Origin of the sequence: Allocoleopsis franciscana PCC 7113 (assembly GCF_000317515.1) — a bacterium.
GTDB classification, from domain to species: domain Bacteria; phylum Cyanobacteriota; class Cyanobacteriia; order Cyanobacteriales; family Coleofasciculaceae; genus Allocoleopsis; species Allocoleopsis franciscana.
Window position 1 is genome coordinate 5,158,592 of record NC_019738.1, and the last position, 12,393, is coordinate 5,170,984.

The following is a 12,393-nucleotide window of genomic DNA, read 5'->3' on the forward strand; positions in this document are numbered from 1 at the left end:
TCTAAAATCACTCCTCATCCCCTACGACTGCGCCTCATCTTCAAACGAATCATCCAGGTATAGCTGAATAAACTCCTCTGCCGCTGCGGGATTAATCTTTTGAAGCCCCCTCCTAATTTCCAGGATTGCATCACCGGATGGGTCTCTATTTTCATTGACCCAACGGTTAATACTGGAACGCCCAGTTCCCATCGCCACCGCCAATTTATTTTGGCTAATGCCGTAGACATCCAAAACCCGCTTTAGTACTGTACCCGCTTTTCCCATGCCTCTGATTGTGTCAAAGGCTTATGACCTCGTAAATGTTGACAAAGATCGACATCTGGATAAAACTAAAGATGTCGCATTTTGTCAACATTGCTGTCACTAGAAAAGCAGGTAAATCCCAATGACAGAAGACTTCATTCCCGACCAAACCCCCGACCCTGGAACACCTCACCCAGCCAACACCCCATCAGAACCCAACCGAGTCCCCCTCAAAATCCTGGTTATTAGTTCTCCCAAAGTCGTCAACAGCACCATTCACACCTTCTATCGCCTGGGCTACGCCGAAGTCAGCGAATGGAGCAAGCCACAACCTACCCAAAATCCCGGCGAAGTCATGAGCGTCCTCAGCCGCCGCATCCGTATTGATTAATTGCAGACCTAACCCCCTAACCTCCTCACTAAAGCTCCGGTTCCCTAGTAGGGAAGGGGGAACAATCTTACTCCCCTCTCCTTGCAGGAGAGGGGCAGGGGGAGAGGTTCTTCTAAATTCCACCCAAATCCCAAAATTGCCATGCAACCGCTACGCCACCGCATCAACCCCCAGACCTTTGTGATTACCCTCCGGCAAATCGCCAAACACCTGAAAATCAACCCTGAACGCATCCTCAACTGGGAAAAATGGCATAACGTCCTCTGGGTACATATTCAAGGCTTAGGAGGTTACTTCATCAGTTACCGCAAACTCGAACAGTGGATTGCCGCTTGCCGTACCCTAATCCGCTTCTGTCCAAACCTGGAAACTCTCAACGCCCTTTGGGCACTCATCCTGCAAGAAGCGCAACGATATACAGAAGATGCGATCGCTCGACTCGAAGCCATCTGGCAACAACGACACGCTAATCTATGCGATCGCGGCAACTCGTACCCAAGTAGCTCAACAGATGAGATGAGAAGATAAGACGACACAGCAATATCTAATCGCTCAACAACATAATTAGCCGGCTAACGTTACCGTTATAGCAGTAGCTTGAAAGTTGTCAGTGAGTTATTTAAAGATAAAGTCATGCCTAGTATCGATATGACTCTCCCGCTTTGGGGGCTAGTAATTTTCATCCTGTGGACAATTACCGTTGTTATTTTTCTGCTCACGGTCAGAATTCGGCATTTATCCACGGGTGGCTCTCCCAAAGATTTTGGCACCCCCAATGAAGAAAGCCTGCTTTGGCGACTCTTTCGGACGCAGTCCAACTTAGTAGAAAACCTGCCTTTATATATAGGAGTTGTGTTTCTCCTCACAGTTCGGGGCGTATCTGGAACAGCCATAGATGGGCTGGTTATTGTATACATCGTATTTCGGCTTGTCCATTCAGTGATTCACATCGCTGGCATCAATCCGCTGTTTCGACTCTCAAGCTTGGTAATTCAGCTAGCCTGCTTAGTTGCTTTGACTGCCCTGGCAATCTTCTAGTTGAGCCATGGAAATGCAGCCGTCTACAGTAGATTTTTTGGGAATGACTAACCACTTGCCTTTTGCATTAAAGCTGTTGGCGGTATTGGGCTGTGGACTGATAGCCGGAGTTTTCTTCGCCTTCTCCACCTTCGTGATGAGCGCCCTGGCTCGGCTTCAGCCAGCGCAAGGTATTGCCGCCATGCAATTAATTAATATTACAGTGATCAATCCGTTGTTCATGACCGCATTCTTGGGAACGGCTGCGGCTTGTATGTATCTGACTGTCTCCTCATTGTTAAAGTGGCATCAACCCGGTGCCCCCTACTTGCTGATCGGCAGCCTACTCTATCTCATCGGTACATTAGGCGTGACAATCGTGTTCAATGTACCACTGAACGATGCGCTGGCGCTCGTCAAGCCAGACAGCACGGAGGGCGCAAGCCTATGGGCTAACTACCTCACCAACTGGACGATATGGAACCACATTCGGACAACAGCAGCACTAGCGGCAGCGGCATCGTTCACCATCGCGCTCTGTTATTGAAGCCAAGATATAGCAAAAAAATGCCCTCTTGCATTCACTCAAGAGAGCATTTGTGCATTCGTAATTTGAACTGCTGAGCGGGCTGATTGCCTGCTTTAGGCCAGCCTACCAAGTTGAAGTGACATGAAGGTGACAAAGATATGGCAAATCTGTAACAGAGTTCCGCTCATCCAGCACGCAGCTTCTCAATTGGGAAACTCTGTACAAACGTTGTCTGCACCACTCCCTGATAAGTCGGTTGCGTCATGTCAATCAAAACCACAGCGTTACGGCGATTGGGCGATAAACGTACTTCTCTAATCGCATATTTCTGCACGGCTTCGCGGTAATTGCTTAAGTCTCCAATGGTGAGTTGACGATAATTGTAATTAACCACCAGTCGCATGGAAGCCCGCTCTGTACCAAAGGTGCCTCCAGCCTCAACGGCAGGAATATACTTTTGCTCTAACGTAATCTGCAATGGCTCTTTTGGGTCTTTAATCAGAAATTTATACGTCTCGCTGCCATCGGGATTGGGTTGACGAGCAATCATGGGTAGTCTGATTCCGACTTTCAGTAGAGTCAGCTCCAAATCATACCTAAGCTGTGCAGTTCGTTTGAGGATGTCATCTCCAGCCGCTTTTGTGGTTAAATTTGAGGCAGACAGATCATACTCCGTTTTCAGGCAACCATTCCTCACGCAGGAGTTGGTTTCCAAATCGACCATTTGAATTTGTGCCGTTGGCACTTCTGTTACAGTGTTGCTAAAGCTTTCCAGATAAAGATAGTAACGGCTATCTGGAGAGAAGCCAGACATTCGTCTAGAGGCTCTCAAAGCGCTGGCTAATCCCTCTGAACTAACCAGAAAGGCGATCGCGACAAACGAGAGTGAAGCCAAGGACAAACGTTTCATATTGGGAATGAAGTCTTCTAAAGGATGAAAGAATTTTTACACTTCCTCTTCATCCTTCCTAAAAAAATTCAAGGCATTCTTTCCTAAAAAGAACGCCTTGCTTCGTAGTCATAACTGATTCAAGAAAATAATGTTTCTAATTTTGGGAGTGACAGGCACCTGAAAGTGCCGTGAAACTCGTCGTCCATTCTCCCCTTGTGCATCAGTCTAGCTGAGTGAAGCGCCACTGCGATCGTAGCTAGAGCGGAAGCTAGGATGCGCTTTACCTTGAATATGATTCCAGTACTCTGTCGCATCGATATCCATACCCACTTCAGCAGCCGCACGACCAAGCATAGATTGCTGACGATTTTTGATGAGGTGATGGTGACGCATCATCAGGGCACGAGCTTGTTCTTGAGTAGACATAGTTGGGATTCTCCGATTGCTTTAGTAAGGTTTGATTGAATGTTTTTCTCTTGACTCCTCAACTATAACAAAAAATTCTGTAGCAAAATATACGAAACGATGATTTTAATAAATTTTTACGCTTTTCCCTTAAATGCATAAATGTCATACGCTGTCAAGGGAGTAAAGCCGACTCAGCCGCGACAACCTTGGACGCAGGCGGGATTTGCTGAAAACCTTGTAATACCAAGCCGTTGAGCAGCCCTTCTTGCTATTGAGTACGGTGAATCCAATTGATTAAAAAAGTGTTACAACTTGTGTAGTTACGGATCACAAGAGTTGAACGTCGGCAAGTTGTTCGGCAAACCGGTTGATTGTTCTACGGGTTTAAGCTCTAATCGATAGCGGTAGAGAGCCACCGGTTGCTCTAAAGCTTTGAAATAATTGACATCTTGGGGAGAGAGATAAATGGCAGTGATTTGGTCAGCCTCAACCACTAAATTAGGCGACGGCTTGAGCTGATAGGCGGTTGTCGTTTCCACCTGATTGAAATAAGGTTGAGGTGTTCCCCGAAAGAATTGGTTGGAAACTTCAGTACTAATAAACTGATCGAGGGCAGGAGTTTCAGAGGCTCGACCCGTAACCATCGAAATCAGTTGCAAGCCTGTTTTCAGAAATGTAATTTGGCGATTGGGAGAATTGGGATCGACTTTTACCGATTGAATTCTGGCGTCGCCTAAATAAGCTTTAGCAATATTCAATCCATTAAATGCTCGGTCTGCGACTACTTTAGGAGTTTCTTCAGGGCGGGATAACTGAGATTTTCCTGAACTTTGCACCGTGAAGCGAGGAAAGCGAGTGGCGATGACAGAGGCTTGAGCCGTAACGGCTTGAAACCGTACCCGAAAATTGACTGGCTGATTAAGATAGCGGCGATTGCTTTCAAACCCTGGAGTTACGATATCGGGTGCTAGGGGGGCAACCTGCTCAACTAAGGTACTCGTCACGTTCCAGGTACCTTGCATCCAATCAGGATAAATCAAATCTTCCTGGGGTGTAGTAACGGGAGGTTTATTCTCCCAATTCGGAAACTGCGCCAAACGGTCAGCTAACTGACCGGCTCGTGCTTCACCACTCCAGAGCAGTAAGATGAGAGTCAGGCATAATCCTAAAAATCTTCTGATAATAGCTACCACAATCGGGTCTATTGTTTAAACTTTTCTTACTCTTCTGTTAAGGGTGCGGGTTGCCAAAATTCTCCGTATTTCTCTCGCAAAGATTGCCATGCTTCTACCTGTCCCGGTTCGTATTCTCCAGGCTTACCCCATTGCAAAAATGCACTGAGCGCGGGTTCTTGTTTTTCATCCAAAAAGCGAATTGCATAGGTCGTGAAATTGCCGCGTTTGGCTTCACCTGTTTCAAATTTGACCTGTTTAATTGCATCCATATTCAGGTGAAACTCCAAGGTTTCTTTATGCATATTGGCATACTTTCCCTTGGGTAAATCGGCATAAAATATCTTTTCAATGGTCGTCTTGACCTCTAACACGGCTGCACTACTGGTAACAATGAGACGTAATGTTCCGAGGGTTTCACAAGCTTCTAAAAATTCTTTCAGAGTAGTTGTCATAAAATTAGGTTTAGTTAAAGATTGAAAGAAATATGATTAAAGAGATGGGCAGAAAGTTAAACATCATTCCCCATTCTCCCATTCCCTATTGCTCATGCTGTTCGTAAGCGGCGACGATGCGCTGAACGAGAGGATTCCGGACAACATCTTTAGTCGTCAGTTTGCAAAAGGCGATGCCTTCAATGGAATGAAGGATTTTTTGAGCCACAGCCAATCCAGACTGTTGATTTGATGGTAAATCCGTCTGAGTAATGTCACCTGTCACCACCATACGAGAGCGAAAACCGAGGCGTGTCAGCACCATTTTCATTTGAGCCGGCGTTGTATTTTGTGCCTCATCAACAATCACAAAGGCATTGCTGAGGGTTCGTCCTCGCATATAGGCTAGGGGGGCAACTTCAATTACACCTCGTTCCATCAAACTCGGAACCTTTTCTGGATCAATTAACTCATAGAGTGCGTCGTAAAGGGGTCGCAGATAAGGATTAATCTTTTGCTGCAAATCTCCGGGTAAGAAACCCAACTTTTCTCCTGCTTCTACAGCCGGTCGGGTTAAAATTAAGCGCTCGTACTGATTAGCAAGGAGGGCTTGAGCCGCGAGAACAACAGCAAGATAAGTCTTCCCTGTGCCAGCCGGTCCAACACAAAAGGTCAAGTCGTGGGTTAATACGGATTTGATGTACTTTCGTTGCCCAAAGGTTTTAGCACGGACAATATCGCCTTTGCGGGTACGGGCAAGAATATCTTGCTGTAAATCCTGTAACTCATCTGAGCGATTAGTATCTAAAGCCTGAAGGGCGGTTTGGATATCCACCTCCGTGACGGCTTTACCCTCATTCCAGAAGGATTTTAGCGATCGCATCAAGGAGGAAACCCGTTCAACTTGTTTTTGGGTTCCAGAAATTAAAAGTTCTTGCCCTCGCAGCACCAGATTCGTTCCAGTTAGCCGCGAGAGCGTTTTCAGGTTTTCTTCCCGCTCACCAGCTAGTGCGATCGCGCTTTCGTTACTTGGTAGCTGAATAGTCTTTTGTACTTCACTCATGCCCACAATGGCTCTAAAAGTTGAAAGTTTTTAGGTATTAGGTGTGGAAAGTAGGTCAGTTGAATGTTGCAAGTTTGGCAGACAACTTGAAATTCTCTAACCAACCTCAGTCTCTTGCTTCATAGAGAGCAGTACGAGAGCGTCTACTCTTGGAAAACGGTTCCGCTTGAGCGCATCTTTCGGCAATACCGCCTAGTAAACGACTTTCTAACCTTTAACCTTTTAACCTTCAACCTTCAACTTTTGATTAAGAGCGAGATCTAGGAGCGGGTTTAGACGTTGGTGGGCGGCGAGGTGTACCTCTTTTGGCAGCCGGTTTACTACTTGAGGAACTTTCTCGCCGGGAACCTTCATTCGGGCCTTCATAAATATCCAGATGGACAAATTGACCAGCCGCCTGAGCGGCTGATTGAATGACCGTCCGAATCGCTTGAATGTTGCGTCCTCCTCGACCAAACACGCGTCCCTTCTCCGACCCGTCGAACGCCAACCGAATCCATACCCGCTCATTGGCATTGGATTTCTCGCAGTCTACCTTTAGCGAAGTCGGTGACTCTAAAAACGGCTCGATCAAAAATCGCACAAGACCGATATAGTCCGGGCTAGCATTTTGAGAGGAGGCGGGCGGTGTTTCAGGCGTGGACTTGTTCGAGAACATTGGCTTTCCTCAGAATATCACGCACTGTATCAGTGGGCTGAGCACCATTTTGGAGCCATTGAACAATCTCTGGAACTTTGAGCCGTGTTTCATCTGTTCTGGGATTGTAGAAGCCCAATTCTTCTAAGGGGCGTCCATCGCGACGTGCATTACTTTGAATTGCGACAATTCGGTAGCTGACCTCACGCTTTTTGCCGTATCGTTTTAATCTCAGTTTGACCATATTTAGGAATAATTCACCTGTTTGATTTTAAGCGATCTCTGGCTTCAAGGTTGGAACGTTGGAAGTTTGACCGTTCTAATCAGTTAAAATTCAACTGTTCAGAGCTGACCAAATCCCTTTTTCTTCTTCTCCTTTTTCTTTTTCTTGGAAGAAGCACCTCCAGAGTAACCGCGCCAACCGGGTTGGGAGGGGGGATTTCCGCCCATGCCGCCAAACATGCCACCCATGCCTGCCATTCCTGGCATTTGACCCCGGCTCATTTGCTGCATGAGATTTCTCATTTTAGTAAATTCACTCACCAAATTGGTAACATCTCTCTCGGTATAGCCAGCACCCCGTGCAATCCGGCGTCGGCGTGATGGAGAACTCGCTAACAAATCGGGATTGCGGCGCTCTTCAGCGGTCATGGAGTTAATCAGCGCTTCCGATTGCTTGAGTTTTGTTTCTCCTTGTTGCAGTTGATCCGCACTCAGCTTGCCCATCCCTGGAATCATCTTCATCAAGCCGCCCAAAGAACCCATATTCTTTAATAGGCGCATTTGCTTTAAGAAATCGCTGAAGTCAAACTTTGCCGTCAGCATTTTCTCCTGCATCTTCTCGGCGTCCGCGAGGTCGATTTCCTCTTGGGCTTTTTCGACCAGCGTCAGGACATCTCCCATACCGAGAATGCGGGATGCCATCCGGTCAGGATAAAAGGGTTGCAGCGCTTCTACCTTTTCCCCAACCCCGACAAATTTAATCGGCTGACCCGAAACCCGGCGTACTGAAAGGGCCGCACCACCGCGTGTGTCACCATCTAGTTTAGTGAGGATGGCTCCCGTAATCCCGATTTGGTCGTGGAAGGTACGGGTGAGGTTTGCCGCCTCTTGACCCGTCATCGAGTCCACCACTAAGAGGGTTTCGTGGGGTTGGACGGTTTGCTTAATCCGGGCGAGTTCCCCCATCATGTCTTGGTCGATTTGCAAGCGTCCCGCCGTATCGATAATCACGGTATCAACACCCGTTTCCTTCGCCCGCGCTACGCCTTGACGCGCAATCTCAACCGGGTCAGCATCCGCACCCAGTTCAAAGACTGGGACATTAATTTGTTGTCCTAGGGTAACTAACTGGTCAATGGCGGCAGGTCGATAAACGTCTGTGGCAACCAACAGACAGGTGCGGTTTTGCTTTTGCAGATGTAACGCCAGCTTGGCGGTGGCGGTGGTTTTTCCGGTTCCCTGTAACCCTGCCATCAGCACAATTGTCGGTGCTGTATCGACTTGGGCTAAGGGAATATTGGTTTCCCCCATCACCTGTACCAGTTCGTCGTAAACGATTTTGATGAACTGCTGATCGGGACGAACACCCGAAAGTACCTCGGCTCCTTGTGCCTTGGTTTCTACATCTGCAACGAAATCTTTAACGACTTGCAGGTTAACATCTGCCGATAACAGAGCGCGACGGACTTCTTTGAGCGCCTCTTGGATATTGGACTGAGAAATTTTGTCCTGGCCCCGTAATTTCTTCCAGGCGTCTTCTAAGCGTTCGGCTAGGGCATCAAACATAAATCAATTTTTTTAAGGGTTATCTTTAACTAAGGGTAGTATTCTTGGCTGCCTTTTGACAGGTTTGGGAGCGGGGGTGCTGAGGTGCTGAGGTGCTGAGGAGTCAGCTTTTACTTTAATCGGGTTGAAGTGGTGGAAAAGTTTTGCTGCATTGCTTTAGGCGCTACACGGCACGGGGAGGAGAAACTTGCCGGATTTTCCGTAGCGGACTAGAGCTCGACTCTAATCCCAGCAGAATTCCATTGAGTACAAAGGCTAAGAGTGCTACGACAATCGCCCCAGCCAAAATTTTATCGTCGCGACTTTGGGCAATGCCATCAAATAGTAGTACTCCCAATCCCCCAGCACCGAACTTTGCACCGATAGTTGCGATCGCCACAGCCACAATGGTCGCCAAACGCACACCGGCTAAACAAATCGGTAAAATCAACGGCACTTGTACCTGCCACCAGCGTTGCCATACATTCATTCCCATACCCCTAGCAGCTTCCAGCATCGTAGGCTCGATCGCTTGCAGTCCTACCGAGAAATGGCGTACTAAAATCACTTGGGTATAGATAATCATGGCAATCACCACTGACTGACGATTGAGTCCAAAAATCGGGACTAGCAGGATAATCAGCGCCAAACTCGGTATGGTGTAGAGCGTTCCGAGAAATCCCAACACGGGGACACTCAGCCAGTGGTAGTGAGTCACCAGTAAGGCTAAAGGGAGAGCGATCGCGATCGCAATAAGTACGGCGATGCCAGTCATCTGGAGATGTTCTAGGATTAACCCAAACATCATCCCAGGATTTTTTAGGATATAGCTCATGGGAATGCCAGGATTTTGAATTAGCGATGTTGACGATATAGATGAGGAGGGATTGAACCCTCCACCCATAAAGTCAATAACCTCATTCTATTCGCCCAGTTCTTGGCACCCTAGCCCAGTATTCATGATTAGTCTTTGGGCAGCATAGCCCGAATCTGATCTACAAATTCTTGCTGATCGATCACGGGTTTGGGGATGAATCCATCCGCGCCACTCAGTTTGAGAAAGTTTTCGCGATCGCCTTCCATCACGCTTGCTGTCACCAGAATGACTGGTACTTTTGCTGTTTGAGGATTGGCTTTGAGCATTTGAGTAATTTTTAGACCATCCATCGCCTTGCCTTTGTAGCGACTGTTACGCAGATCCACATCCATCAGAATAATGTCCACTTCTCCAGAATCGGCAATTTGCATTACTTCCTCCACATTTTCAGTATGCTTCACCGTTAAGCCGCCTCGCTTGCTCAAAATCTTAGAAAACACGATAACGTTGGACGGCTCATCTTCTACAATCAAAACAGTGTTCATCAGATTTTTATTCCTATAATTCATTTCAAATTCAGATAATTCCAGCATGACAATCGTACAGTAGCGCTATGTTCGAGTAATGTTTAGGTAATGTTTGATTTTGGTTATTTATCAATAAAGTTTACATAATCTTTAAACTTTACAACCTCTTCACACAAGTTCCAAAAGCTTTGTGAGTGAACGATGGCAAGGCAATCCCTCTCAGCCTCTGAACAAGGAATTAGAAAAGCTAAGCAAGCGTTCAGGCGGATTAAATTAACTCAGGCACTGGTCGTTGATGAAATCGGTCTCAAGACTCGCTCTTCAATTGGGAAATTTTTCAAGGGACAGTCCATTGAGCTTTTTATCTTTAAGGCTATCTGCTCCCGGCTTGAACTGGACTGGGAAGAGATTGCGGCACCTGTGATCATTGATCAAGAAGACACAACCACTTACGATATTGACCCCCTCGTGCAAGCTCTGCGAGAGAAGGTACGCCCTAGCATTCAACAGCGCTGCGGCACTATCCGGGTACTCGATATGACCCAGCCCATGGGTTTAATAGATATCTACACTAATGTTAATCTCTTAGATCAGCTAACTGGGGATAGACGGCTAAAAATTACTCAACTGCTCAAAGATTTCGACCCCGAAGTACACAACTTTGACCGGATTGGACTGAGTAGAATTACTGAGAAACCCATCCTAGGGGTAGAAGCTGTGAAGCAATACCCTAAACTCATGGTATTAAGAAAACCAGGTTCCGGAAAGACGACGTTTTTGAAGTATCTGGCTATCCGATGCAGCTCTGGAGATTTGCTGGGGAATTTTGTCCCGATTTTTATTACCATCAGAGATTTATCGGAGTCGAACAATCAACCTAGTTGCTTTGAATTTATCACTCAATTTTTCTCTGTGCATAGCATTTAATCTCGTCAAATCCATAAGATTCTTAAACAAGGAATGTCATTGATTCTCCTCGATGGATTGGATGAAGTTAGAAAAATTTTTGCTAATCAAATTATTAATGTAATTTAAATTTTTTAACCCAAATTATACGAATTAGTTTGTCATTACTTGCCGAATTTCCGCTCATGAATATATGTTGGAGAATTTCACGGGAGTGGAAGTTGCCGACTTTAATTAAAAGCAAATTAAGACATTTACAACGAAGTGGTTTCAGACAAAAGAGTCAGATTCTGATATAGCTGAGCGATTTCTGGAACAGATGCAATTCAATCCCCCACTGAGTTCATTTGCCATCTACCCCATGCTCAAACTGATCTAGAAGCATTGCAACTGGATAGCGAGGTTGTGATGATTACCCATTCCAAAGGCAGAAGCGATCGCCTTTAGAATGATGTAAAAAAGCGATCGCTTTGCTCTTAAATTATTTTCCTATTTTGTAGAGGTGAGTTTAGGGACTCTATTCGTACACCTAACCCTGAACGCTCCCACAAAATTCGTTCTTGCCGCTCAATGGGTCTACTGCTTAGGTTGAGCTTGCTCGATCTGCTGAAGTTGCTCCTTGGTTAAGATAGCTCGAATCTCTTTGAGATAAGATTGAAAAATCTCCTCAAGTTGCATTTTCTGCGGGTCTGAGACATTTGTCAGCCCCTGTGGCCCCTTCTTTTTGAACTCCTCCATTTGCGCGGGTGAGAGCACCTGGGAAATTTTCAAGATAGTTTGCTCTCGTATGTCTTTAAACTTAGCTTGCTGTTCTTGAGTTAAAACGATTTCGCCACTACTCGACTGTGATTGTCCTTGAGCCATAGCCGCCAGTGGAGTGGCAGCAATAGCCGCTGCGACAATCACTCCCATAATCAGCGGCATGATTTTGAGTGTTTTCATTCTAATCTTCCTTAGTTTTAATCAGCTCGGATATTCCGATCAACAGTCTTGCAGTTCGCATATCGTAGAGCTTTTCTGCCATGATAGTCGAGATTCAGTTGAGCAACAAAAAGTGATCGTTATAAATCTTTGTTAAACCACTCATACGTCCTTGTAACATCATACTGTCTGGTCATCCAATTGGGTGAGTCTCCTCAAGTCTGGCTGTTTCACAATAGTAGGTAATAGGACACAGATACAGGGGCATATGGGTAATGAAACTAAATTTTACCCCGATAACACTAGCGATCGCTTTAGGGCTGAATACAGCTTGGTTTGTGCGTGAACCGACGAAAGTAGCCGCGAATGATAGATTTGGTTTCAGTCCTTCTGATGCTAATCAACTGGGTCGTGACTTAGCTCCCTCTCTTCCACAAAACCCATGGCAACAGAGGATGAACCAAGAAATTTTATGCCTTCTGGAAAGAAATAGAGTTTCGAGAGAATCGTTCTGCAAAACTGAAGCATCTTTCCAGAATAATGTCGATATACAGGAAGAATTGAAGCGTATACCTCAGCTACAGCCACACATTCCTAACCCATCTTCAATAGAGCGTTAGAGCGATGATTCAGCATCAGAACATGTTAATATTAAACGCCATATTT

General features: G+C 46.1%; 18 protein-coding genes. 6 read left to right on the forward strand and 12 right to left on the reverse strand.

Annotated features, from left to right (window positions below):
* Nucleotides 1–21 precede the first annotated feature (21 nt).
* Nucleotides 22–267, reverse strand: a complete 246-nt coding sequence (locus tag MIC7113_RS21145) for a helix-turn-helix domain-containing protein (RefSeq protein WP_015184224.1) — start codon at nucleotides 265–267, stop codon at nucleotides 22–24.
* 121 nt (nucleotides 268–388) lie between these two features.
* Here MIC7113_RS21145 and MIC7113_RS34935 point away from each other — a divergent pair, with 121 nt between their 5' ends.
* From MIC7113_RS34935 to MIC7113_RS21165, 4 genes are all read left to right on the forward strand, one after another.
* Entirely contained in the window at nucleotides 389–637 is a 249-nt protein-coding gene (locus MIC7113_RS34935; protein WP_015184225.1) for a hypothetical protein, read from the forward strand.
* Nucleotides 638–778: 141 nt separating this feature from the next.
* Nucleotides 779–1,165 (forward strand): hypothetical protein, encoded by a 387-nt coding sequence (locus MIC7113_RS21155; RefSeq protein ID WP_015184226.1) that lies wholly within the window; start codon nucleotides 779–781, stop codon nucleotides 1,163–1,165.
* Between the two features lie 105 nt (nucleotides 1,166–1,270).
* Nucleotides 1,271–1,675: an MAPEG family protein gene (locus MIC7113_RS21160; RefSeq protein WP_015184227.1), complete on the forward strand. Its 405-nt coding sequence runs from the start codon at nucleotides 1,271–1,273 to the stop codon at nucleotides 1,673–1,675.
* A 13-nt stretch (nucleotides 1,676–1,688) separates the two neighbouring features.
* Entirely contained in the window at nucleotides 1,689–2,201 is a 513-nt protein-coding gene (locus tag MIC7113_RS21165) for an anthrone oxygenase family protein (protein WP_015184228.1), read from the forward strand.
* A 166-nt stretch (nucleotides 2,202–2,367) separates the two neighbouring features.
* Here MIC7113_RS21165 and MIC7113_RS21170 read toward each other — a convergent pair whose 3' ends face one another.
* From MIC7113_RS21170 to MIC7113_RS21215, 10 genes are all read right to left on the reverse strand, one after another.
* Entirely contained in the window at nucleotides 2,368–3,093 is a 726-nt protein-coding gene (locus tag MIC7113_RS21170) for a DUF2259 domain-containing protein (RefSeq protein WP_015184229.1), read from the reverse strand.
* Nucleotides 3,094–3,300: 207 nt separating this feature from the next.
* Nucleotides 3,301–3,501 (reverse strand): hypothetical protein, encoded by a 201-nt coding sequence (locus tag MIC7113_RS21175; RefSeq protein WP_015184230.1) that lies wholly within the window; start codon nucleotides 3,499–3,501, stop codon nucleotides 3,301–3,303.
* 302 nt (nucleotides 3,502–3,803) lie between these two features.
* A complete protein-coding gene (locus MIC7113_RS21180; RefSeq protein WP_015184231.1) occupies nucleotides 3,804–4,676 on the reverse strand; it encodes a DUF6816 family protein in 873 nt (290 codons plus the stop codon).
* 26 nt (nucleotides 4,677–4,702) lie between these two features.
* On the reverse strand, nucleotides 4,703–5,110 hold the full coding sequence (locus tag MIC7113_RS21185) for a ChuX/HutX family heme-like substrate-binding protein (protein WP_015184232.1): 408 nt from the start codon (nucleotides 5,108–5,110) through the stop codon (nucleotides 4,703–4,705).
* 85 nt (nucleotides 5,111–5,195) lie between these two features.
* Nucleotides 5,196–6,152: a PhoH family protein gene (locus MIC7113_RS21190; protein ID WP_015184233.1), complete on the reverse strand. Its 957-nt coding sequence runs from the start codon at nucleotides 6,150–6,152 to the stop codon at nucleotides 5,196–5,198.
* 247 nt (nucleotides 6,153–6,399) lie between these two features.
* Nucleotides 6,400–6,810, reverse strand: a complete 411-nt coding sequence (locus MIC7113_RS21195) for a KH domain-containing protein (RefSeq protein ID WP_015184234.1) — start codon at nucleotides 6,808–6,810, stop codon at nucleotides 6,400–6,402.
* Nucleotides 6,785–7,033 (reverse strand): 30S ribosomal protein S16, encoded by a 249-nt coding sequence (gene rpsP / locus MIC7113_RS21200; RefSeq protein WP_015184235.1) that lies wholly within the window; start codon nucleotides 7,031–7,033, stop codon nucleotides 6,785–6,787. Before rpsP ends, MIC7113_RS21195 begins: the two co-directional genes overlap by 26 nt.
* A 98-nt stretch (nucleotides 7,034–7,131) precedes the next feature.
* The gene (gene ffh, locus MIC7113_RS21205; RefSeq protein ID WP_015184236.1) at nucleotides 7,132–8,577 is read right to left on the reverse strand and encodes a signal recognition particle protein; all 1,446 of its coding nucleotides are present in this window, start codon (nucleotides 8,575–8,577) and stop codon (nucleotides 7,132–7,134) included.
* Nucleotides 8,578–8,740: 163 nt separating this feature from the next.
* On the reverse strand, nucleotides 8,741–9,391 hold the full coding sequence (locus tag MIC7113_RS21210) for an ABC transporter permease (RefSeq protein WP_041780160.1): 651 nt from the start codon (nucleotides 9,389–9,391) through the stop codon (nucleotides 8,741–8,743).
* Nucleotides 9,392–9,519: 128 nt separating this feature from the next.
* The gene (locus MIC7113_RS21215; RefSeq protein ID WP_041781107.1) at nucleotides 9,520–9,918 is read right to left on the reverse strand and encodes a response regulator; all 399 of its coding nucleotides are present in this window, start codon (nucleotides 9,916–9,918) and stop codon (nucleotides 9,520–9,522) included.
* A gap of 183 nt (nucleotides 9,919–10,101) precedes the next feature.
* Between MIC7113_RS21215 and MIC7113_RS21220 the strand changes: the two genes are divergently transcribed.
* Nucleotides 10,102–10,827, forward strand: coding sequence for a hypothetical protein (locus MIC7113_RS21220; protein WP_051055759.1), 726 nt, complete (start codon nucleotides 10,102–10,104; stop codon nucleotides 10,825–10,827).
* 555 nt (nucleotides 10,828–11,382) lie between these two features.
* Here the strand turns inward: MIC7113_RS21220 and MIC7113_RS21225 are convergent.
* Nucleotides 11,383–11,748, reverse strand: a complete 366-nt coding sequence (locus MIC7113_RS21225; RefSeq protein WP_015184239.1) for a hypothetical protein — start codon at nucleotides 11,746–11,748, stop codon at nucleotides 11,383–11,385.
* A 254-nt stretch (nucleotides 11,749–12,002) separates the two neighbouring features.
* On the opposite strand from MIC7113_RS21225, the gene MIC7113_RS21230 reads away from it, so the two are divergent.
* Nucleotides 12,003–12,347, forward strand: a complete 345-nt coding sequence (locus tag MIC7113_RS21230) for a hypothetical protein (RefSeq protein WP_015184240.1) — start codon at nucleotides 12,003–12,005, stop codon at nucleotides 12,345–12,347.
* Nucleotides 12,348–12,393 lie beyond the last annotated feature (46 nt).

Coding starts and splice junctions, on each gene's coding strand:
- MIC7113_RS21145 (WP_015184224.1), bottom strand. CDS start 267: ATGGGAAAAGCGGGTACAGTACTAAAGCGGGTTTTGGATGTCTACGGC.
- MIC7113_RS34935 (WP_015184225.1), top strand. CDS start 389: ATGACAGAAGACTTCATTCCCGACCAAACCCCCGACCCTGGAACACCT.
- MIC7113_RS21155 (WP_015184226.1), top strand. CDS start 779: ATGCAACCGCTACGCCACCGCATCAACCCCCAGACCTTTGTGATTACC.
- MIC7113_RS21160 (WP_015184227.1), top strand. CDS start 1,271: ATGCCTAGTATCGATATGACTCTCCCGCTTTGGGGGCTAGTAATTTTC.
- MIC7113_RS21165 (WP_015184228.1), top strand. CDS start 1,689: ATGCAGCCGTCTACAGTAGATTTTTTGGGAATGACTAACCACTTGCCT.
- MIC7113_RS21170 (WP_015184229.1), bottom strand. CDS start 3,093: ATGAAACGTTTGTCCTTGGCTTCACTCTCGTTTGTCGCGATCGCCTTT.
- MIC7113_RS21175 (WP_015184230.1), bottom strand. CDS start 3,501: ATGTCTACTCAAGAACAAGCTCGTGCCCTGATGATGCGTCACCATCAC.
- MIC7113_RS21185 (WP_015184232.1), bottom strand. CDS start 5,110: ATGACAACTACTCTGAAAGAATTTTTAGAAGCTTGTGAAACCCTCGGA.
- MIC7113_RS21190 (WP_015184233.1), bottom strand. CDS start 6,152: ATGAGTGAAGTACAAAAGACTATTCAGCTACCAAGTAACGAAAGCGCG.
- MIC7113_RS21195 (WP_015184234.1), bottom strand. CDS start 6,810: ATGTTCTCGAACAAGTCCACGCCTGAAACACCGCCCGCCTCCTCTCAA.
- rpsP (WP_015184235.1), bottom strand. CDS start 7,033: ATGGTCAAACTGAGATTAAAACGATACGGCAAAAAGCGTGAGGTCAGC.
- ffh (WP_015184236.1), bottom strand. CDS start 8,577: ATGTTTGATGCCCTAGCCGAACGCTTAGAAGACGCCTGGAAGAAATTA.
- MIC7113_RS21210 (WP_041780160.1), bottom strand. CDS start 9,391: ATGAGCTATATCCTAAAAAATCCTGGGATGATGTTTGGGTTAATCCTA.
- MIC7113_RS21215 (WP_041781107.1), bottom strand. CDS start 9,918: ATGAACACTGTTTTGATTGTAGAAGATGAGCCGTCCAACGTTATCGTG.
- MIC7113_RS21220 (WP_051055759.1), top strand. CDS start 10,102: ATGGCAAGGCAATCCCTCTCAGCCTCTGAACAAGGAATTAGAAAAGCT.
- MIC7113_RS21225 (WP_015184239.1), bottom strand. CDS start 11,748: ATGAAAACACTCAAAATCATGCCGCTGATTATGGGAGTGATTGTCGCA.
- MIC7113_RS21230 (WP_015184240.1), top strand. CDS start 12,003: ATGAAACTAAATTTTACCCCGATAACACTAGCGATCGCTTTAGGGCTG.